Below are 21,209 nucleotides of genomic sequence, written 5' to 3' on the forward strand. Positions count from 1 at the left end.
CCGCCCCAAAACCCGTTGCTTGAGGCTAGCGCCCGCTTTATGCGCTAGCCTTTTGCTTGCCGTCTTTTTGGTTTTCTGCGCCACATCCACCATGGCCCAGGAAGCCGACTCCGTCTCTCCCGCTAAAATCAAAGCCCTCAAGGAAGAGATAGCCGAGATCGACGAATGGCTATCCGACGCCGAACAGGACCGTAGCGAGTTGGAACAAACCCTCTCACGCACCGAACGCCAGATCGGCCAGCTCAAGAGGGAGCGCAGGGAATTCCGGCGCAAGGCCGCCAACCAGCAACAAACCCTCGATCAACTGCGCGAACGCGAGCAGGAACTCGAGCAGGAACTCGATGCCAAGCGCGATGCCCTAAAGGCTCAGATCCGCGCCGCCTGGATGGCGGGCGATGCGCCCGCAGTCAAGGTACTGCTTAACGAGGTCGACCCTCAGAAACTGGCACGGGTCATGACCTACCACGAGTACCTCAGCCAATACACGCTCAAACAGCTGGAGGCCTTCAACCGCACGCTGAACGAGCTCAAAGCAACCCGGGGGAAGACCGCCGCGACCCAGCTTGAGCTGAAAAAAACCGAGCGTTCCCTGGCCAGTCGTCAGAAGGAACTAGAGCAACAAAGTAAGGAGCGCGAGCGAACGCTGGCACTTCTGGAATCGGATATCTCGCAGAAAAAATCCCAGCGCGAAAACCTGGCGGCCAACCGAGAGCGACTGGAAAAACTGCTTGAGGAAGTACAAGCCGCAATCGCTGAGATACCTACGCCAAAAGAATCACAACCTTTCTCAACATTGCGCGCTAAACTCCCGTGGCCAACCCGTGGTAAGGTGGTTACCGGTTTCGGAGAAAGCCTTCACAAGGGGCGTTTGCGCCACCATGGCCTGCTGATTGCCACCGATCACGACGCCGAGGTCAGGGCGGTCCATTATGGACGGGTGGTGTTTGCCAATTGGCTACGCGGTTTCGGGCTGATGACCATCGTCGACCACGGCAACGGCTACATGAGCCTCTACGGCCTGAATTCCAGCCTGCTGAAAAGTCCGGGGGACTGGGTCGACGCCGGGGAAACCATCGCCATAGCAGGCGAAAGCAACAGGGATTCCCGTTCTCAGCTATATTTCGAGATTCGGCATGACGGCAAGCCCCAGAATCCGACGAAGTGGCTTGCCCAATAAGCGAACGCCGGAAGGCCACATTCGGTAATGCCGTAATGGTGTCATAACAAAGAGGATGTTGAAGCGCAATGGTCGGCAACATCCTTTAAAAAGAGTGTCAGATCAGAGAAGGACGCTCTGTAGACAAGCACGCGAGTACAGGAAAACTGCATGAGACTGGCCAGACGTACTGCCTCCACCGCCCTTTTTTGCGCCACCTGCCTGTTGGCGTGGCCCGCCGTTAGTTTAGCGGACACCGATCCGGAAACCGGCGAGACCCTGCTAAAAGGCACCGCCGACGGCAAAGAGGTCACCGTACGCCTGCCGGACCCCGAGAAGCAGCTGCCACTCGAGGATCTGCGCAAGTTCACTGAAGTCTTTGGCCGCATCCGCGAAGCCTATGTGGAAGAGGTGGACGACCGCACGCTGCTGGAAAACGCCATCAAGGGCATGCTCTCCGGCCTTGACCCCCATTCCGCCTACCTGGAACCCCAGGCCTACGAAGAACTTGAGGAGAGCACCAGCGGCGAGTTCGGTGGCCTGGGTATCGAAGTGGGTATAGAAGATGGCTTCGTCCGCGTGATCGCGCCCATCGACGACACCCCTGCTCAGAAAGCAGGCGTGCAAGCCGGCGATATGATCATCAAGCTTGGCGACCAACCTGTTAAAGGCATGGGTCTGGAAGAAGCGGTCAGCTTGATGCGCGGCAAGCCGGGCACCACGATTACGCTAACGATTATTCGCGACCAAGGCAGCGCGCCCATCGAGATCGATGTAAAACGCGATATCATCAAGGTCACCAGCGTAAAATCACGCATGCTGGAGCCCGGCTACGGCTACCTACGCGTCACCCAGTTCCAAGCTGAAACCGGCCGGGAATTCGTCAGCGCCATCAATAAACTGGAAAACGAATACGGCGAAACCCTGAACGGCCTGATCATCGACCTGCGCAACAATCCGGGCGGTGTGCTCCAGGCTGCGGTCGAAGCTGCAGACGCGGTCCTGAACGAGGGCCTGATTGTCTACACCGAAGGCCGCATTCAGAGTTCCAAGCTTCGCTTCAGCGCCCAGCCGGGCGACGACAGCAACGGCGCCCCCATCGTGGTATTGATTAACGGTGGCTCCGCCTCTGCGTCGGAAATCCTTGCCGGCGCCCTGCAGGACCAGAAGCGTGCCGTTGTCATGGGCACCGAATCGTTTGGCAAGGGCTCGGTGCAGACCGTGGTGCCGCTGGACGACACCCACGCCATCAAATTGACCACGGCTCGCTACTACACGCCGAACGGCCGCTCTATTCAGGCCAAGGGAATACACCCCGATATCGTGGTGAAACAGGGCCGTCTCACGGAAGTGGACAACCAACCCTTCTTCACCGAGGCCGATCTCAGTGGTCACCTGGAAAATGGTGAGCAAGACGGGCGCGTCCCGGAAACGACCGACGGCGACACCGGCGGTGATAACGAGAACCCGGCGGTTACCAGCGAGCAAGGCCAGAAGTCATCCGGCGACAAACTGATCGCGCAGGACTACCAGTTGCGCACCGGCCTCAACCTGCTGAAAGGTCTACATATCCTCAAGTACAATGAGGCCAAATCGGAGTGAGTCTGGCGTGTCAAATTAGAGTAGTCCTGGGCGCGCTGGCGATAAGCCTGGTTGCGACCGGCTCGGCATCGGCAGGCACGGGCGAGCAGCAGCCGCCCACGATCGCCATTATCATCGACGACATGGGCCACGATCCGGTTCAGGGCGAGCGACTGACCGAGCTGGACCAGCCACTGACTCTGGCCTTCCTGCCTTATCGCCGTTATACCCGCACCCTCGCGGAAGCGGCTCATGCCCGGGGCAAGGAAATCATGCTCCATGCGCCCATGGCGAATACCCGCAACTACGCCCTGGGCCCGGGCGGCCTGACGCCAGAGATGAACCAACTCACAACGACGACGACCCTACGCCGTGCTCTGCAATCCATTCCCTACGTCCAGGGTGTGAACAACCACATGGGCAGCCTGTTGACCCAGCAACGCAACAACATGGACTGGATCATGTCTGAGCTGGTTCAGTATCCGTTGTACTTCGTCGATAGCCGCACCATCGCCAGCACTGTCGCCGCCGACAGTGCCGAAACTCATCGCGTGCCCAATTTGACCCGCGATGTCTTCCTGGATCACGAGCAAACCGAAGCATTCGTCGACCGCCAGTTCAAGCTATTAATCGAAACGGCCAAGCGCAACGGCACCGCTATCGGCATCGGACATCCGCACAAGGTTACCGTCGACTACCTGGAAAAAAATCTGCCCCTGCTTGATGCCCAAGGCATTGCAGTAGCCACCGTCAGCGGCCTATGGGCCATGCGCCACGATAATGCGCCGATGTTTGTGGAGATCAAACGGCCAGTCGTGGCGCCGTTGGCTAAGCGGAAGACAGACGGGGAGTAGAAGGAAAGATTTCGGGAGTCACGAAGCCTGAACTTGGCGGAGAGCTTGGATTGATACGGTTCACGTTGTTCACTGGCATCCTACGCGGGTGAGCGGGCACTCAAGCCAGACGTGGGATGCCGGTGAGGCTTGCCGACCGCTTCAACGCCCTAAAGTCGAACCTCAATCCCCTGCCCATGCATAAACTGCTTCGCCTCGGGAATCGTGTGCTGGCCGAAGTGGAAAATCGAAGCCGCCAGCACGGCATCGGCCCCGCCTTGCGTAACCCCATCGGCGAGATGCTGCAGCTCGCCCACACCGCCTGAAGCAATCACCGGCACGATCACCGAATCACTTACAGCGCGAGTCAGGCCCAAATCAAAACCAACCTTGGTGCCGTCCCGATCCATGCTGGTCAGCAAAAGCTCGCCAGCACCCAGTTCGACCATTTTTTTCGCCCACTCGACGGCATCCAGCCCAGTCGGCTTGCGCCCGCCGTGGGTGAAAATTTCCCAGCGCGGCACTGCGTCCTCTTCGCTGACCCGTTTGGCGTCGATGGCCACCACGATGCATTGACTACCGAAACGCTCGGCTGCCTCGCGCACAAATTCGGGGCTGAACACGGCCGCAGTGTTGATACTCACCTTGTCCGCACCGGCATTGAGCAGCTTGCGGATATCGTCAACGGTACGCACGCCGCCGCCCACGGTCAGCGGGATAAAGACCTGACTGGCCATCCGCTCGACGGTTTCATACGTGGTATCACGGCTCTCGTGGCTGGCCGTAATATCCAGAAAGGTAATCTCGTCGGCGCCCTGCTCGTTGTATTTGCGGGCGACTTCCACCGGGTCGCCGGCGTCGCGAATATCGACGAAGTTGACGCCTTTCACCACACGCCCCTTGTCCACATCAAGGCAGGGAATAATACGCTTGGCCAGTGCCATGATTATCGCTCCTGCTGCTGGTCACACCACGCCTGGGCTTCGGCCACATCCAGCGCGCCTTCGTAGATGGCGCGGCCGGTGATGGCCCCGAGGATGCCGCGCTGGGCTTCGGCGGACAGGCGTTTGATATCGTCCATATTGGTGACGCCGCCGGAGGCGATAACGGGAATACCGCAACTTTCGGCCAGGGTGGCAGTCTGCTCGACGTTGACGCCCTGCATCATGCCATCACGGCTGATATCGGTGTAGACGATGCTGTCCACGCCATCGTTGGCGAACTGCTTGGCCAGATCGGTGGCCATGACCTCGGAGACTTCCGCCCAGCCATCAGTGGCTACGCGGCCGTCCTTCGCATCCAACCCGACAATGATATGGCCGGGAAACCGGCGGCACATTTCGGTCACGAAAGCCGGTTCTTTCACCGCCTTGGTGCCGATGATGACCCACTGCACACCTGCTTTCAGGTAAGCCTCGATGGTTTCCGCAGAGCGGATGCCGCCGCCAATCTGAATCGGCAGATCCGGAAAGCGCTTGGCGATGGCATTGACGATCTCGCCGTTCACGGGCTCGCCGGCAAAAGCGCCATTCAGGTCGACCAGATGCAGACGGCGGGCGCCAGCGTCGACCCAGCGGGCCGCTACGTCTACCGGGTTGTCGGAGAAGACGGTGGAATCATCCATCCGGCCCTGGCGTAGGCGAACGCATTTACCGTCTTTGAGGTCGATGGCGGGGATAATCAGCATGGGCGTTTCAATCCAGTCGGGTGGTTAGGCCAAAGGCTACTGGCCTGACCATTGTACGAAGTTTTTCAGCAGTTGCAGGCCGGCGCGATGACTCTTCTCCGGGTGGAACTGCGTTGCGAAAACATTGTTGCGGGCGACGGCGGCAGCCAGATCCACACCGTAATGAGCGCGCCCGGCAATATCGGGATTGCCCTCGGCTTCGGCGTAGTAGCTATGAACGAAGTAGAAGCGGTCGCCGTCGGGAATGTTGTGCCAGAGCGGATGATCCTGGGTTTGCCAGACCTCGTTCCAACCCATATGCGGCACCTTCAGGCGTTCGCCCTGCTCGTCCTTGAGGTCGTTGCCGAAGAAACGCACTTCCGACGGAAACAGAGCGATGCCTTCCACACCCTTATTCTCTTCACTGCGGGCCATCAGCGCCTGCATGCCGACACAGATACCCAGCAGAGGACGGCCGTCAGCCACCAGGTCGCGCACCAGGGTATCCACGCCCTGCTTACGGATCTCCGCCATGCAGTCGCGGATGGCGCCAACCCCCGGCAGGATCACACGGTCCGCTTCACGGATGATGGATTCCTTGTCGGTAACATGGACGTGCATATCCGGCGCCACGTGCTCGACCGCCTTGCTGGCCGAATGGAGGTTACCCATACCGTAATCGATAATGGCAACGGACTTCATAATCAGGACAACTCCGGAAAGGATGGGCCGGCGGAGACTTGCTCAACCGGCCGGAATAACGGAACAGGTTCGTGCTAGAGCGAACCCTTGGTCGAGGCGATGACGCCAGCCATGCGGTCGTCATGTTCGACCGCCATGCGTAGCGCGCGCCCGAAGGCCTTGAATACCGTCTCGATCTGGTGGTGGGTGTTCTTGCCCTTCAGGTTATCGATGTGCAGGGTCACCATGGAATGGTTGACGAAACCGTGGAAGAACTCCTCGAACAGGTCCACATCGAAACCACCCACGCTTGCGCGGGTATAAGGCACCTCCATGCTCAGACCGGGGCGGCCGGACAGGTCGATCACCACCCGTGATAGCGCCTCGTCCAGCGGCACATAGGCATGGCCGTAGCGGCGAATACCTTTTTTGTCGCCTACAGCCTGGGTGAACGCCTGCCCCAGGGTGATACCGATGTCTTCCACGGTATGATGATCATCGATATGCAAATCACCCTTGCACACGATATCCAGATCGACCAGGCCATGACGGGCAATCTGGTCCATCATGTGCTCAAGGAACGGCACACCGGTATCGAAGTTGGACTTGCCGGTGCCATCCAGGTTGATGGCTACCGTGATCTGGGTTTCAAGGGTATTGCGTTCTACCCGCGCCTTGCGTTCGGCCATGGGGACTCCAGTGAAAAAGCCGGAAATTGGACAGCGCAAAGTATACCGCTTTATGCCGCCATTCTCACAGTCATTGGCAACGCATTAACGCTATCGCCACGATTGACCCGAAGATCGCTAGAACGCCTTTTTCAGGTTGTTCATATAGGTGTCCACTAGCCCATTGAATTCATGTTTGACGACCGGACTGATCGCCAGCTTGAGCAAGCTCGGTAACGGCAGCGTCAGCTCGGCGGTGGTCTGGAAACTGGCATGGGTCACGTCGTCGCCCTTGGCCGTGAGTGTCCAGGAACCGCGCACCACACCATTACCCTCGCCTTTTACCGGCTCCCAGGTAATCTTGCCTGTAGCCTTGTCTGCGTGATACTTGCTGGCGTAGACGGATTGGATCGAGTGCTTGTCCACGCCGATCTTTTCCATTTCCCAGCGATAGGCGTTGTCGCCCAGGTCCACCAGCTTGTCGACCTTGGGGAAATAACTTGCGGATTTAGGCACATCCGCCAGTAGGTCGAAAACGTCGTCGTAACCGCCGGGGATATCGATCTCACGGTTTAGTTCAATGGCAACAGTAATGGCCACCGGCAACTCCTCTTTGTCACGTTGTCTTTATTATGTCGGCCAGGCTTTAGCCCGAGCCCGTGGATACCGTTTCTCGGCACGCGGAAAATCCCAAAAGCGTCACAACCGGTCAACGTTTATTGTGTAGTCTATATCGCGCAAGTCGCAGTTTACCGGTAAAGGTCCCCAAATGAACATTCTGCAAGGTTGACCCGGTATGTGCCGCCTCGGGTGGGCTGAATGCATCCCCTGTCGTATGCTATGCGTAGGCTTTTGAAAATTACCGACTTTAGCGGGAACCGCCGACGCGCGCCCGCTTTCAACATCGTTGTAAGGAAACAGCCATGAAAGCGCTCCGTTACCTCCTGATCGCTGTCGTTGCCATTATTTTGCTAGTCGCAGCAGCGATCTTGATCGCCACACTGGTAATAGACCCGAACACCTACAAGCCGCAGATCGAAAAGGTCGTTGAGGATAAAACCAACCTCGACCTGATCCTGGAAGGCGACATCGGTTGGTCGTTCATCCCCATCGGGCTTGAGCTGAACAACGTCGAAGCCCGCCTGGAAGACAAACCGTTCGTCAAGCTGAACCGGCTTGTCGCTGAGGTGGACTTTTGGTCACTGATCACCATGTCGCCTGCGGTTGACCAATTTACCCTCGATGGCCTGGACGCCAACCTGGTCAAAAACGCCCAGGGCCAGGGTAACTGGGAGCGCATCATGCCCGAGGGCGAACCAAGCGAGGCGCCCACCGAGCCGCAACCGTCCGAACAACCGGCAACGGACACCGCAGCGACGGAAGACGGCGGCGAGAGCGAACCACTGCAATTCGAGGTCGAGGAAATCGGTATTTCCAATGCAGCGCTGCATTACACGGACGAAGCCACCGGCCAGTCCGTGACCATCGAAGACGTCAGCGTATCGGCGACCGGCATCGCGCTGGGCCAGACCTTCCCGCTCCAGGCCAGCTTCCGCTTCGCGACCAATCAGCCGGAGTTTGCCATCAACGCTCAGATCAGCGCTCAGATGACCGCCAATGAAGCGCTCAATCAGTTCCAGATCCAGGATCTGGACAGCAGCTTCGACATGACCGGCGAGCCCTTCGGCGGCGAAACCGTCAATGCCGGCGTCAGTGGCGATATCACCGCCAATCTGGATGCAGAGACCGCCAGTCTTTCCGACATTGCCGCCAGCTTCGCCAATGTCGATTTGACCACCAGCCTTGAAGTTCAGGGGTTCAGCGAGCCTAAGCTGGCCGGCCAACTGACCGTGGCGGAATTCTCGCCACGCGAACTACTCAAGGCGATGGGACAGTCCGACATCGAGACCAGCGACGAGGCAGTGCTGCAGAGCGCGTCCTTCTCCACGGATATCGGCGGCGAACCGGGTCAGATCGCATTGGACAACATGAACCTCTCACTGGACGAAACGACCTTTACCGGCCGCTTCGGCCTGGGGCTGGAGAACACCGCTATCAGTCTCAACCTGCAAGGCAACGCGTTGAACGTCGATCGTTACCTGCCACCCGAACCCGAAGGCGAACAGGCCAACGAGCCCGCGACGGAATCCTCCGGCGAAGCCCGGGGCGGCACCTCCACGGCCTCAGAGGCAGCCGCTCCGGAAAGCGAACTACTGCCACTTGAAACCCTGCGGGGGCTGGCGCTGGACATCAACTTTGGCCTGGGCGAACTGGTGGCCAGCAACCTGACCATTACCGATATCAGTTCCAAAATCACCGCCAATAATGGCCTGATTAAGGTGGAACAGTTCGGCGGCAATCTCTACGAAGGCGATTTCAACGTCACAGCCACCCTGGATGCACGCAAGGACAACCCCACCTGGAAAATATCCGAGCGCGCCAACAACATCCAGACCCTCTCATTGCTGACCGATCTGGCGGACATGACGCTGCTCTCCGGCGGCGCCAACCTCACGGCGGATATCACCACCCAGGGCAACCGCCTATCCGCGCTGAAGCAGAACGCTCAGGGCGAAGTCCGCTTCGACCTGGAGAAGGGCAGCTTCAACAAGATGAACCTGACGCAAATGGCTTGTCAGGGCATCGCGCTGGCCAACCGCGAAAGCTTGACCGCCACCGACTGGGGCGACTCCACACCGTTCAACGACATGAGCGGCCTGATCAAGATTGATGGCAACACCGTCAACAACACCAACCTTACCGCTGCACTCGCTGGCATGCGCCTGGACGGCAACGGCACCGTCAACATGCAATCCAGCCAACTGGATTACGAACTGGGCCTGCGCGTCGTGGGCGAGATCCACCGCGACGAGGCCTGCCGTGTGACCGAGTACGTCAAGGGCGCGGTAATCCCGGTAGAGTGCCGTGGCGACATTGCCGGCGAGCCGGCCAAGCTATGCTCCTTCGATGGCTCGCGTTTCCGCGACACCCTCAAGACGATGGCCGCCAACGCCGCCTCCGAAAAAGCGAAAAAAGAGTTGAATCGGGCGATCGACGATAAACTGGGCGAAAAGCTGGAAGAGAAGCTCGACAAGGAGAGTTCCGGTAAGGTCAAGGACGCGCTCAAGGGGCTGTTCAATCAATGACGGATAGCGTCGCCAGCCGGTTGCTCGAGTGGTACGACCAGCACGGCCGCAAGGAACTACCCTGGCATGAGAACCGGACACCCTATCGCGTATGGGTGTCCGAGATCATGCTACAGCAGACCCAGGTCGGCACGGTGATACCGTACTACCAGGCCTTCATGCTCCGCTTCCCGGATGTCGAAAGCCTGGCCGGAGCACCGGTGGATGACGTGCTCCAACACTGGTCGGGCCTGGGCTACTACGCCCGCGCCCGCAACCTGCAGAAAGCGGCCAAGACAGTCGTGAACGACCACGGCGGCGAATTCCCCGGCACCCAGGAAGAACTTGAGGCCCTGCCCGGTATTGGCCGCTCCACCGCGGCCGCCATCCTAGCCCAAGCCCGGGGCATCCGCGCGGCGATTCTCGATGGCAACGTTAAACGCGTCCTCGCCCGCTACCACGCCGTTCAGGGCTGGCCCGGCAAGACCGCCGTCCTCAACGAACTCTGGCACCACGCCGAGCACCATACGCCTAATGCACGCGTGCGCGATTACACTCAAGCGATCATGGACCTGGGCGCGCTCGTCTGCACCCGCCGCAAACCCGATTGCGGCCACTGTCCGCTCTACGATAACTGCGAAGCCTATGCTGAAGGTCTCACTGCCGCCCTACCCGAGCCCAAGCCGAAAAAAGCGCTACCGGAGAAGGAGACCTGGCTCCTGATGATCGAGGACGATGCCGGCAACCTGCTAATGGAACGCCGTCCACCGAGCGGCATCTGGGGCGGCCTCTGGAGCCTGCCGGAAATGGACACCGCGGTTACCTTGGACGAACTGCCGGAGGTGGCCGAGCGCCAACTGGGCATCGCCTGCGAAGACGCCGAACCGCTTAGCGGATTCCGCCATACCTTCAGCCACTATCACCTGCATATTCACCCGGTGCGGCTGCGGCATGCCGGGACCACCAGTGCCATGGACGATGCCAACCTGGCCTGGCACCCACGCATCGACGCCCCGGCCCTCGGCGTCCCGAGCCCAATCCGCAAACTGCTTACGCGCCCCGAGCAACCCACGCTCCTCTGATTCTGTTACCATCCTCGAATCAACGACTATCGGAATCTCTGATTAGATCTATTGCAGAATCGGCAATAGACCTAATCAGAGATTCCCCGACACAGGAGCGCCCATGAGCCGCACCGTATTCTGCCGCAAATACCAGAAGGAAATGGAAGGCCTCGAAACGCCCCCTATGCCCGGCCCCAAAGGTCAGGAGCTTTACGAAACGGTTTCGAAACAGGCGTGGCAGGAATGGCAGAGCCAGCAAACCATGCTGATCAACGAAAAACACCTGAACATGATCGACCCCTTCGCCCGTAAATACCTCAAAGCGCAAATGGAGAAGTTCCTGGATAACGAGCCCTACGAACAGGCCGAAGGTTTTGTACCACCGGAAGAGAAAGGCTGAGCGAAACCGGAATTGATCAAGCATTGAGCAAGGCACCGAAAACCGGGAAATTTTCTCCCAAACAGCCTTGACTCAAACCGGCCAAACCGGTTTAATAGCGCCCCGTTGCGGATACAACACTAGTTGTATGACACAACGCCCGGATAGCTCAGTCGGTAGAGCAGGGGATTGAAAATCCCCGTGTCGGTGGTTCGATTCCGCCTCCGGGCACCACGAATTCAGGAAAGCCGCTCAATCGAGCGGCTTTTTTTTGTTTCTGGCTCTTCAGCTTTTCTTCCGAAGAGTTTTGCTTTTCCAACCTGCTTCATAACTTCTGAAACCCGACAACTTCCGCTACTCTCGTTCAGGTAAAGCAACTCCGACACGAGCAGTTGCAATTCTGAAGTAACGGCGGCGCGCATGGATAAGAAGAAACTGACAGAAAGAGACATCTGCACCAAGTTCATCAATCCAGCCCTGGAGCAGGCCGGTTGGAATATCCAGACGCAAGTCCGTGAGGAATTCCCCGTTACCAACGGCCGCATCATTGTTCGGGGCCGAATGCACACCCGTGCACGACCTCGTCGTGCCGACTACGTGCTCAACTTCAAGAAGAACATTCCGATTGCCATCATCGAGGCGAAGGACAACAACCACAGCCTGGGCGACGGTATGCAGCAAGCCCTCGCCTACAGTGATGCCCTCGCTGCACCGTTCGTATTCAGCAGCAATGGCGATGGCTTTCTCTTTCACGACCGTACGGGATTGATTAGTAAAACCGAAACGTCTCTGTCCCTGGATGAATTCCCCTCGCCTGAGCGCCTCTGGGAGCTCTACTGCCAGCACAAAGGCCTAACGCAGCCCGAGGCCCGGGAAACGGTGGAACAGCCCTACTACGACGATGGCAGCGGCCGAGTGCCGCGCTATTACCAGATGGTGGCCGTTAACCGAACTATAGAAGCTGTCGCCAAAGGTCAGGACCGCTTGCTGCTGGTTATGGCCACCGGAACCGGCAAGACTTTTACCGCTTTCCAGATTATCTGGCGCCTCTGGAAATCGAAGCAGAAGAAGCGAATTCTGTTTCTGGCCGATAGGAACATCCTCGTCGACCAAACTAAGAACAACGACTTCAAGCCGTTCGGCCAGGCCATGACGAAGGTGACGAATCGTACTGTCGATAAGTCCTACGAAATTTACCTCTCCCTTTACCAGGCCGTCACAGGCAGCGAGGAAGAGAAGAACATCTACAAACAGTTCTCACCGGATTTCTTCGACCTAATCGTTATCGACGAATGCCACCGCGGCAGCGCAGCCGCAGACTCCGCTTGGCGGCAGATTCTCGATTACTTCTCCAGCGCCACGCACATCGGTTTAACGGCCACCCCGAAGGAAACGAAAGACGTCTCCAACATCGACTACTTCGGCGACCCGGTTTACACCTACTCGTTGAAACAAGGCATTGAGGACGGTTTTCTCGCGCCCTACAAAGTCGTTCGCGTGGATTTGGACAGGGACCTACAGGGCTGGCGCCCCAGCAAGGGCCAGACCGACAAGCACGGCGAGCTCATTGAAGACCGGATATATAATCAGAAAGATTTCGACCGCAATCTGGTGCTTGAGAAGCGCACTAAGAAGATTGCTGAGAAGGTTACCGAGTTTCTAGAAAATACCGATCCCTACCAGAAAACCATCGTGTTCTGTGAAGATATCGACCATGCCGAGCGCATGCGCCAGGCACTAGTTAATCTGAACCCTCGGCGCGTACAGGAAAACCGTAAATACGTGATGCGCATTACGGGTGACGAACAGGAAGGCAAAGCCGAGCTGGACAACTTCATCAACCCGGAAGAGCGCTATCCGGTCATCGCGACCACCAGCAAACTTATGACAACGGGCGTAGACGCCCAGACCTGCAAACTCATTGTGCTGGACCAACGCATCCAGTCCCTGACTGAGTTCAAGCAGATTATCGGCCGCGGCACGCGCATCAATGACGACTACAACAAGCACTGGTTCACCATCCTCGACTTCAAGAAGGCGACCGAGCTGTTTGCTGACCCGGCGTTTGACGGCGAACCAGTGAAAGTCTATCAACCCAAGGGCGATGAGCCCATTGTGCCCGACGATGAGCGTGAAGCCTTTGACCCCACGGCCAGCGAATTTGGTACGGAAGAAGAACCCCATGATTACGCCGTCGATTCAGACCAAGTCTGGCAGAGCGACGACAGCAACCCGGGCGCGTCGGATGATGCCAAAGGCAAGCGCATCAAATACGTTGTCGGCGATGTCGAGGTCAACGTCATGGCCGAGCGAGTGCAATACCTGAGCCCCGACGGCAAGCTCATTACAGAAAGCCTGCGAGACTACACCCGTAAGAAGGTCAAAGAGCAGTACGCTTCCCTGGAGGACTTCCTGCGCCGCTGGAATACCTCTGACCGCAAGCAAACCATTGTCGAGGAACTGGCCGAACAAGGCGTGTTCTGGGACGACCTCACCAAGGATGTCAGCAAGAAACTGGGCGCCGAACCGGACCCCTTCGATGTCATTTGCCACATCGTTTACGACCAACCGCCATTGACCCGCAAGGAACGCGCGGAACAGGTCCGCAAGAAAAACTATTTCAGCAAATATGAAGGCGCCAGTCGTCTGGTTCTGGACGCCCTGCTCGACAAGTACACCGATGCCGGCATCGAGCCTATCGAAGACGTCAAAGTGCTCACCCTCGCACCTTTCGACCGCATAGGTGCCCCGATGGAACTTCTGCAGGCCTTTGGCGGCAAACCTGGCTATACCGACGCCGTGAAAGATCTCGAAGACGCCCTCTACCAAAAGACCTCGTAAGCGATACACTCACGCGCGTATATACATCTCCGAAAATTCAGGAACAGCGAAGTCATGCCAATCAGCACCACCATCAAATCGATCCAAGACATCATGCGCAAAGACGTTGGCGTCGACGGCGACGCACAGCGTATCGGCCAGTTAGTCTGGATGCTGTTCCTAAAGATATTCGACGACCGGGAGCAGGAGTGGGAGCTTTTCTACGACGGCTACAAGTCGCCGATTCCGGACAATCTCCGCTGGCGTAATTGGGCCTCCGACCCCGAGGGCATGACCGGCGATGAGCTCAAAGACTTTGTCGATAACACTTTGTTCCCGGGATTACAGAACCTTGAGGCCGCCGGCGATGACTATCGCGGCATTGTCATCCGCAATGTGTTCGAGGATGCCTACAACTACATGAAGTCCGGGCAGCTTATGCGCCAGGTCATCAATAAGCTTCAGGACGGCATCGATTTCAACAAATCCGCTGAGCGTCACGAACTCGGGGATATGTACGAACAGATCCTGAAGGACCTACAAAGCGCCGGGAATGCGGGCGAGTTCTACACGCCTCGGGCGGTAACGCAGTTCATGGTGAATCAGGTCGACCCAAAACTGGATGAATTGGTAATGGACCCGGCCTGCGGTACCGGCGGCTTCCTGACTTGCACCATCGACCACAAGCGCAAGCACTACGTAAAGACACCCCAAGACGAGGAAGTTCTACAACGCAGCATTATAGGTGTCGAGAAGAAGCCGTTACCGCACCTGCTGGCGACGACAAACATGGTTCTGCATGGCATTGAGGTGCCGGACCAAATCAAGCACACCAACACCCTGGCGCGTCCTCTCATCGACTGGGGGCCGCGCGAGCGGGTAAACGTCATTGTCGCCAACCCGCCTTTCGGCGGCATGGAAGAGGACGGCATCGAAACCAACTTCCCCAGCGCCTTCCGCACCCGGGAAACCGCCGACCTATTCATGACCCTTTTCATTCACTTACTGAAAGAGGGTGGCCGCGCTGCCGTGGTGCTGCCAGACGGCTTTCTGTTCGGCGAAGGCATGAAAACCCGCCTCAAGGAAAAACTGCTGCACGAGTGCAACCTGCACACCATCGTGCGCCTGCCCAACGGCGTGTTTAACCCCTACACCGGCATCAAGACCAACCTGCTGTTCTTCACCAAGGGCAAGCCCACCGAAACCTTGTGGTACTACGAACACCCCTACCCGGAAGGCTACAAGAGCTACAGCAAAACCAAGCCCATGAAGTTCTCCGAGTTCCAGACCGAAATCGACTGGTGGGGCACCGAGGCCGACGGATTCGCGAGCCGTGAGGAAACCGAACAGGCCTGGGAAGTGTCCGTCGACGACATCAAGGCCCGCAACTACAACCTGGACATCAAGAACCCTCACGTAGGCGAGCAGATCAGCCACGACCCGGACGAACTGCTGGCCAAGTACGAACAACAACAGGCCGAGATTCAGGAGATCCGCCACCAACTTAGGGACATCCTCGCCGATGCACTTTCCCACAACAACGGTGAGAGCACCGATGGAGGTGCGGCGTGAGTGCGCGGGAGCTGATTACCGAGCACCTGGATTTGTGGACCGGGGCGGTTACGAAAAAGTCCAGCAGTGGCCGGGGGAGTAATGGCAAGGTTGAGCTGACTGGGGTTAAGAAGCTTCGGGAGTTGATTCTGGAGTTGGCTCTATTGGGCAAACTAGTTAAAGCAGAGGAAAGCGATGAACCAGCGCACCAGCTGTTGTCGAAGATTGAGTCGGAAAAATCTCGCTTGGCTGCCGAGAAGGTAATCAAGAAACCCAAAAAACTTGAAGCCGCCAGTGGTGGGGAACCCTATCAAGTTCCGTCAAATTGGTGCTGGGTTCGCCTAGGGCAAGTAACGAACTACGGAGTCACAGACAAAGCTGAACCCAATCAGGTTGCTGATAATACATGGGTATTAGAGCTGGAGGATATTGAAAAAGAGAGCTCCAAGCTTCTCAACAAAGTTCGCTACACGGAGCGCCAGTTCAGGAGCTCGAAGAATCGGTTTGAGCGGGGTGATGTACTTTATGGAAAGCTACGCCCCTACCTCGATAAAGTGCTCGTTGCGGATGAGCCTGGTGTTTGTACGACCGAAATCATCCCCATTCGGGGCTACTTGGGACTATTGCCAGAATTCCTTCGGTTGGCGCTGAAGTCGCCGAGTTTTAGGCGGTACGCAAATGATTCCACGCATGGTATGAATTTACCTCGACTGGGAACCGACAAGGCCAGATTGGCCATGATTCCGTTGCCCCCTGAACGAGAACAACACCGCATCGTCCAAAAAGTCGATGAACTCATGGCCCTTTGCGACCGGCTGGAACAACAAACCAGCGACCAGCTCGAAGCCCACGAAACCCTCGTGGACACTCTGCTCGGCACCCTCACCCAATCCGAAAACGCCACCGAACTGGCCGACAACTGGGCCCGCCTCGCCGCCCACTTCGACGCCCTGCTCACCACCGAGCAGAGCATCGACAAGCTCAAGCAAACCATTCTGCAACTGGCGGTGACGGGGCGGTTGGTGAAGCGGGATGTGGGGGATGAGCCCGCCTCAGAGTTACTTAATAGTGTTACTGCTGAACGCCGGGAGTTAGTTCAGTCAGGGAAGGTACGGGCACCCAAAATCCCTGCGAACACCGACTTGCAGATATCGCCGCCGTTTCCTTTGCCACGCAACTGGAATTGGGTCCGGCTCGGAGAACTTTTCGCAATCGTGACAGATGGAGACCATCAAGCTCCGCCCAAGAGCGAAGAGGGCGTCCCCTTCTTGGTTATCGGCAATTTAAACACCGGCCGTATAGACTTTGCGGGCTGCAAACACGTCAACGAGAACTATTATTCCCAGCTGGACTGGAGCAGAAAACCAACCAATGGCGACCTCCTCTATACCGTCACAGGTTCATACGGTATTCCTATTAAGGTGCTTACATGCAAAGCCTTTTGTGTTCAACGTCACGTCGCAATACTTAGAGCCACAGCCTCAACTCCGCGCGATTACGTCAAGCTAGTTCTTGAGAGCGAATACGGGCAGTTCTACGCCGACGAGATTGCAACGGGTATAGCGCAAAAGACTGTCCCCCTGACGGGACTACGTAAAATGCCAATTCCCTTGCCCCCTCAGGCGGAACAGTACCGCATAGTCCAGAAAGTCGATGAACTCATGGCCCTCTGCGACCAACTCAAGGAACGCCTGAACCAGGCCAGCGAAACCCGCTGTCAGTTGGCCGAATCGATAGTAGAAGGAGCCCTGAGCTAATGGTGTACAGCAGGCCATGGAAGTCCTTCCCTGAGCAACTGGAACTGCTGAAATCTCGGGGCATGGTGGTCACCGATGAAGCCGCCGCCCTGGATTACCTGGAGCGTGTGGGCTACTACCGCCTGAGCGCCTACTGGTATCCATTTCGAAAGTTCGAAGTGGTTCAGGACAATAACACTGGAAAACTTGCCTCCCAGGCTTTGGACGAGTTCCATCCGGACACTCAGTTTGTCGATGCGGTGCGCCTCTACCTTTTTGATAAGCAGCTGCGTCTGTATCTGGCGGATGCTCTGGAACGGATTGAAATTTCCCTGCGGGTAGACCTGTCTTACCTCTTGGGCAAACGCAGCTCTTTTGCCCACATCGAGAACACCAAGGCTCACTTTCACCCAGGCTTTGCAAGCCGACCGTTCCACAAGGGCAGCCCGCATTCTGCCTTTGATGCCTGGCTGAACAAATACCGGGGGCTGGTCAGTCGCTCCAAGGAAGACTTCGTTCGGCATTACCACACTAACCATGGTGAAGAACTGCCGATATGGGTAGCAGTGGAGGTGCTGGATTTCGGTGCCATCTCCCAGTTGTTCAGCATGCTCAACGTTAAAGACCAGCTGACCATTGCCAACCGCTACGGCGTGAACGACTGGAAGGTGTTCAAAAGCTGGCTGTTCAGTCTGAGTTACCTGCGCAACCTGGTAGCCCACCACAGCCGCCTGTGGAACCGGAACATCACCTCCAAGCCAATGCTCCCCAAACGAGGCGAGATAGCCTGGTGCGATTCGTTCATCGACAACGAAGACACCCGCTTCAAGCCGTTCCTGCTGCTGGCCATTTCACGCACGCTGGTGAAGTCGATATGTCCAAATACCCAGTGGCACAACCGCCTGGCACAACACCTGGAACAGTTTCCGGAGCAGAACTCATCGAGAAAGCTGGATTTGAGCGGAATGGGGATTACAGAAGACTGGAAGGACTGGTGGTAGCCAGAAAATAAAAACCCCAGCGTAAGTTGCAAGCAACCAAGAGGCCAGGGTCATGTTGAGAGAAAGATTAGAGACTAGCCCAACTATTGTCAAGTCGACGCATACGCAGCCTGAAATGGCAGCCAGCGATTGGGCATAGTGAAACCTCCAATTTTCAATTAAATGCAGGGAGTCCTACGTGGAAAATTCGAAAGTTTATCTCGTTCGCAGTCCCAGTAAACTCATTACTGAGAACTTGGCGGGTTACGGATGGCCCCAGGTTAACTTTTCAGAAGCAGAAGACATCGCCCGTCTCATGGCGCTATTTGCAGAAAAGAGCATTAATCCGGGACGTCATCGCAACCAGATAAAGCGATTCTTCGCGATTCAGGAAGGTGACATTGTGGTTGTTCCCCTTCACCGAGCAGCGGCCTTCGGGATAGCGACAGGCAAGAGGTCTTACGCGAGGGACATTGGTTACGGAGAGAATCGTATTGGCGTGGAATACTTCCGCCACGAAGATGGCTCCGTTGTTCGGGTGCCTCGCTCGGAACTACCGGAAGCGTTGTCTACTCGGCTCAAAATTCGTATGTCGGTCGTCTCCCTCGGGGAGTTCAACGACGACATCATCCGCATCATCAATCAAATTAAGGACAAGGGAGCTGCAAGTTTCGACTCCCATATTCAGGAGTTAGAAGCAGACGCTCTGAGTAGCCTTCGCGAACAACTCCTGAATAACATTCGAGCCGGCAAAACCAACCTTGAGAGCGGTGGGATTGGGCTTGAAAAGCTGGTAGCCGAGCTTTTACGCACAGAGGGATATGCAGCAAAGATTCTAGCCAAAACAGCTTTTGAAGGGCGCGCTGACGCTGATATCGAAGCATTCCGTGAAGACCGTTTCACCTCAAACAAATTGCTGATTCAGGTGAAACATCATAACGGCAATACTGGACACCACGCGCTACGGCAGCTTCAACAGCTCGACAGCGATGACGATATTCAGAGGTGGCTCATCACTACCGGGGATGTCCAGCAAGAGCTGATAGAAGAGGCAGAAGGCCAAGGCATTGGAGTTATGGACGGCGAGCGTTTCGTCGAGTGGGTGATAGAACGCTCTGACCGGCTATCTCCAGCAACACTCAATCGGCTTGGATTATCGACGGGGCCTTCATTGCTGATTTAACAACGGGTTACAAAGATGCCCTCTCAATTAAAATCGCAGATAATGAAGCTACCAGTCACTCCGCTGACCTACCTTGCCCAGGATGAGAAATGGCGTTATGACTGGCGCTCTTCACAGCGGACGCTTCCCCGGAGTCGAAACTGCCCCATGGGGCAGTTATGGGACAGTAACTGATAAAATCAGGCGGTTACTGACGGCATCTAGCAAGATCAGTAAAGCGGTACCGGGGAGAAACGGGGACGGGGAGAAATGGGGACCGAGATCTATTAGAGGCAACCACCGAATTAACCGCCAGCCACTTTGCCGTTGTTCGGCTCGTCATCACCGTCACCTTCCGGATCCGTAGTTCAACGGCACGTTCTCGCAGAATGCGTTTCTTCTCTGCGTCTGCAAATCGCTTCTAGACCTGACGAATCAGGGGGCTGATAGCCAATGCCATTGATCTCAGCGATCATCTTGTAATCGTCAATGAGCGACTGCTGCAAGCGAATGGAAATCGGCTTCAAGCCGACGGCTTCGTTCAGCGGGCTTCATCGACGTTGGTCGATACACGCACATATTCTTCATCGCGCCCAAGACTCCCGTCTTCCCAGACCTTCGGGCGTGCCTTCTATCTTGCGATGCTTACCCATAATGCTCTCCTCCAGTCGCCTTAATTCTTATGCGCTGTTCCCTTGCCCGACAATCAGCCGCAAACAACTGCTTAACCTATGTTATTGCTTAGATTGTTAATTTTAGCGACTTGTATAAATATAAGAACTGGCGACTCGGCTGGGGATGCAACACGCATGGTCGAACACCCCCGCACAGATAACCACCCATTAACGACCGGACAAAGGACGGCCAATGAACTCCAATGTAAGTGATCTCTCCCACTTCGATTCTTCACTTGCACCGCTACTTCGCAAACTTGGCAAACACGTTTCGCTCACCCCAGCGGATGTGCACCAGCTGCAACAACTCGTCGTCCGCAAAGAGGAATTCCGCAAAGGCGATGAAGTGATTGTCCGCGGCAGGCACCACGAAGAAATTCATGTCATCGAAGAAGGCTGGGCCTCTCAGGATATTCTGTTGGAAGATGGTCAGATCTGCATCATTGGCTTCCTGCTGCCCGGAGATACCACAGAGATCAATAGTTCCCTGACACCGACGTCTGACTTTGCCGTTAAGGCAATCACTCCGCTGAAAACCATGCGCATAGCCTCCAAAGAGCTGAAGAAGGTGCTGGCCGGTAACCCCAACCTCACCCGTGCTTTTTCATTGGTCAAGCTGGGCGGCGAAGCCATCGATCGGGAACTGCTGATTAACGTGACGGCAAAACCTGCCGAACAACGGCTCGCGAACCTGCTCTGCGAGCTCGCATTCCGGGCCAGCACGGTCCAACCGGAAAATCCTGTGCGAGGAGAAAACCATACCCACGCGGGGGGAAAAAATGGACAGCCGCAGGCCAATGCGTCGCTAAAGATCCCGCTGACCCAGGCCCACCTGGCCCGGGCGCTGGGCCTGTCTGCCGTTCATGTTAATCGGGTGGTTAAGCGATTGCGGCAGGAGGGGCTGGTCGCGGTGACTTCGGGAAACATCACCGTGCTGGACTGGTCAGCGCTGGCAAACTTCGGCAGTTTCCATAGCCATTATCTGACCCAGTATCAGAGCGAACCGGACGAGCCGTTCGCGCAAATGGCGTCTAGTGTGCCATGCGGTTAATTCGCTGATCTACTGATCCCCTGAGAGCTTTGAGAGCAAGGCGCGGTGGCGAAGGTTCGGTGGTTCCAAATCGAGCCAGCGC

General features: G+C 56.8%; 17 protein-coding genes and 1 tRNA gene. 13 read left to right on the top strand and 5 right to left on the bottom strand.

What is annotated here, in order from left to right:
* Positions 1–52: 52 nt before the first annotated feature.
* From FXO11_RS16860 to FXO11_RS16870, 3 genes are all read left to right on the top strand, one after another.
* Positions 53–1,177, top strand: a complete 1,125-nt coding sequence (locus tag FXO11_RS16860; RefSeq protein ID WP_227545948.1) for a murein hydrolase activator EnvC family protein — start codon at positions 53–55, stop codon at positions 1,175–1,177.
* Positions 1,178–1,327: 150 nt separating this feature from the next.
* Entirely contained in the window at positions 1,328–2,758 is a 1,431-nt protein-coding gene (locus FXO11_RS16865; RefSeq protein WP_148864114.1) for a S41 family peptidase, read from the top strand.
* Positions 2,755–3,591, top strand: coding sequence for a divergent polysaccharide deacetylase family protein (locus FXO11_RS16870; protein WP_227545949.1), 837 nt, complete (start codon positions 2,755–2,757; stop codon positions 3,589–3,591). Before FXO11_RS16865 ends, FXO11_RS16870 begins: the two co-directional genes overlap by 4 nt.
* Before the next feature lie 149 nt (positions 3,592–3,740).
* Here FXO11_RS16870 and hisF read toward each other — a convergent pair whose 3' ends face one another.
* The 5 genes from hisF to FXO11_RS16895 form a co-directional block, all read right to left on the bottom strand.
* Complete coding sequence (gene hisF / locus FXO11_RS16875) at positions 3,741–4,514, bottom strand: imidazole glycerol phosphate synthase subunit HisF (RefSeq protein ID WP_148864115.1); 774 nt, start codon at positions 4,512–4,514, stop codon at positions 3,741–3,743.
* 2 nt (positions 4,515–4,516) lie between these two features.
* Entirely contained in the window at positions 4,517–5,257 is a 741-nt protein-coding gene (hisA, locus tag FXO11_RS16880) for a 1-(5-phosphoribosyl)-5-[(5-phosphoribosylamino)methylideneamino]imidazole-4-carboxamide isomerase (protein ID WP_148864116.1), read from the bottom strand.
* Between the two features lie 36 nt (positions 5,258–5,293).
* Positions 5,294–5,938, bottom strand: a complete 645-nt coding sequence (gene hisH / locus FXO11_RS16885; protein ID WP_148864117.1) for an imidazole glycerol phosphate synthase subunit HisH — start codon at positions 5,936–5,938, stop codon at positions 5,294–5,296.
* 74 nt (positions 5,939–6,012) lie between these two features.
* A complete protein-coding gene (gene hisB / locus FXO11_RS16890; protein WP_148864118.1) occupies positions 6,013–6,606 on the bottom strand; it encodes an imidazoleglycerol-phosphate dehydratase HisB in 594 nt (197 codons plus the stop codon).
* A 117-nt stretch (positions 6,607–6,723) separates the two neighbouring features.
* Positions 6,724–7,185, bottom strand: a complete 462-nt coding sequence (locus tag FXO11_RS16895) for an SRPBCC family protein (RefSeq protein WP_148864119.1) — start codon at positions 7,183–7,185, stop codon at positions 6,724–6,726.
* A gap of 323 nt (positions 7,186–7,508) precedes the next feature.
* Between FXO11_RS16895 and FXO11_RS16900 the strand changes: the two genes are divergently transcribed.
* From FXO11_RS16900 to FXO11_RS16945, 10 genes are all read left to right on the top strand, one after another.
* Positions 7,509–9,731 (top strand): AsmA family protein, encoded by a 2,223-nt coding sequence (locus FXO11_RS16900; RefSeq protein ID WP_148864120.1) that lies wholly within the window; start codon positions 7,509–7,511, stop codon positions 9,729–9,731.
* Entirely contained in the window at positions 9,728–10,792 is a 1,065-nt protein-coding gene (gene mutY / locus FXO11_RS16905) for an A/G-specific adenine glycosylase (RefSeq protein WP_148864121.1), read from the top strand. Before FXO11_RS16900 ends, mutY begins: the two co-directional genes overlap by 4 nt.
* Before the next feature lie 103 nt (positions 10,793–10,895).
* Complete coding sequence (locus FXO11_RS16910; protein ID WP_148864122.1) at positions 10,896–11,174, top strand: oxidative damage protection protein; 279 nt, start codon at positions 10,896–10,898, stop codon at positions 11,172–11,174.
* Positions 11,175–11,311: 137 nt separating this feature from the next.
* Positions 11,312–11,387, top strand: a tRNA-Phe gene (locus FXO11_RS16915).
* Between the two features lie 186 nt (positions 11,388–11,573).
* Complete coding sequence (gene hsdR / locus FXO11_RS16920; RefSeq protein WP_148864123.1) at positions 11,574–13,994, top strand: EcoAI/FtnUII family type I restriction enzme subunit R; 2,421 nt, start codon at positions 11,574–11,576, stop codon at positions 13,992–13,994.
* A gap of 54 nt (positions 13,995–14,048) precedes the next feature.
* Positions 14,049–15,545, top strand: a complete 1,497-nt coding sequence (locus FXO11_RS16925) for a type I restriction-modification system subunit M (RefSeq protein WP_148864124.1) — start codon at positions 14,049–14,051, stop codon at positions 15,543–15,545.
* Positions 15,542–17,281, top strand: coding sequence for a restriction endonuclease subunit S (locus FXO11_RS16930; protein ID WP_148864125.1), 1,740 nt, complete (start codon positions 15,542–15,544; stop codon positions 17,279–17,281). The genes FXO11_RS16925 and FXO11_RS16930 overlap by 4 nt, the downstream gene beginning before the upstream one ends.
* The gene (locus FXO11_RS16935) at positions 17,281–18,261 is read left to right on the top strand and encodes an Abi family protein (RefSeq protein WP_202980243.1); all 981 of its coding nucleotides are present in this window, start codon (positions 17,281–17,283) and stop codon (positions 18,259–18,261) included. Before FXO11_RS16930 ends, FXO11_RS16935 begins: the two co-directional genes overlap by 1 nt.
* A gap of 178 nt (positions 18,262–18,439) precedes the next feature.
* On the top strand, positions 18,440–19,423 hold the full coding sequence (locus FXO11_RS16940; RefSeq protein WP_148864126.1) for a restriction endonuclease: 984 nt from the start codon (positions 18,440–18,442) through the stop codon (positions 19,421–19,423).
* A gap of 846 nt (positions 19,424–20,269) precedes the next feature.
* Positions 20,270–21,127, top strand: a complete 858-nt coding sequence (locus tag FXO11_RS16945) for a Crp/Fnr family transcriptional regulator (RefSeq protein ID WP_148864127.1) — start codon at positions 20,270–20,272, stop codon at positions 21,125–21,127.
* Positions 21,128–21,209 lie beyond the last annotated feature (82 nt).

Origin of the sequence: Marinobacter fonticola (assembly GCF_008122265.1) — a bacterium.
GTDB lineage: Bacteria > Pseudomonadota > Gammaproteobacteria > Pseudomonadales > Oleiphilaceae > Marinobacter_A > Marinobacter_A fonticola.

Coding starts and splice junctions, on each gene's coding strand:
- FXO11_RS16865 (WP_148864114.1), top strand. CDS start 1,328: ATGAGACTGGCCAGACGTACTGCCTCCACCGCCCTTTTTTGCGCCACC.
- hisF (WP_148864115.1), bottom strand. CDS start 4,514: ATGGCACTGGCCAAGCGTATTATTCCCTGCCTTGATGTGGACAAGGGG.
- hisA (WP_148864116.1), bottom strand. CDS start 5,257: ATGCTGATTATCCCCGCCATCGACCTCAAAGACGGTAAATGCGTTCGC.
- hisH (WP_148864117.1), bottom strand. CDS start 5,938: ATGAAGTCCGTTGCCATTATCGATTACGGTATGGGTAACCTCCATTCG.
- hisB (WP_148864118.1), bottom strand. CDS start 6,606: ATGGCCGAACGCAAGGCGCGGGTAGAACGCAATACCCTTGAAACCCAG.
- FXO11_RS16900 (WP_148864120.1), top strand. CDS start 7,509: ATGAAAGCGCTCCGTTACCTCCTGATCGCTGTCGTTGCCATTATTTTG.
- mutY (WP_148864121.1), top strand. CDS start 9,728: ATGACGGATAGCGTCGCCAGCCGGTTGCTCGAGTGGTACGACCAGCAC.
- FXO11_RS16910 (WP_148864122.1), top strand. CDS start 10,896: ATGAGCCGCACCGTATTCTGCCGCAAATACCAGAAGGAAATGGAAGGC.
- hsdR (WP_148864123.1), top strand. CDS start 11,574: ATGGATAAGAAGAAACTGACAGAAAGAGACATCTGCACCAAGTTCATC.
- FXO11_RS16925 (WP_148864124.1), top strand. CDS start 14,049: ATGCCAATCAGCACCACCATCAAATCGATCCAAGACATCATGCGCAAA.
- FXO11_RS16935 (WP_202980243.1), top strand. CDS start 17,281: ATGGTGTACAGCAGGCCATGGAAGTCCTTCCCTGAGCAACTGGAACTG.
- FXO11_RS16945 (WP_148864127.1), top strand. CDS start 20,270: ATGAACTCCAATGTAAGTGATCTCTCCCACTTCGATTCTTCACTTGCA.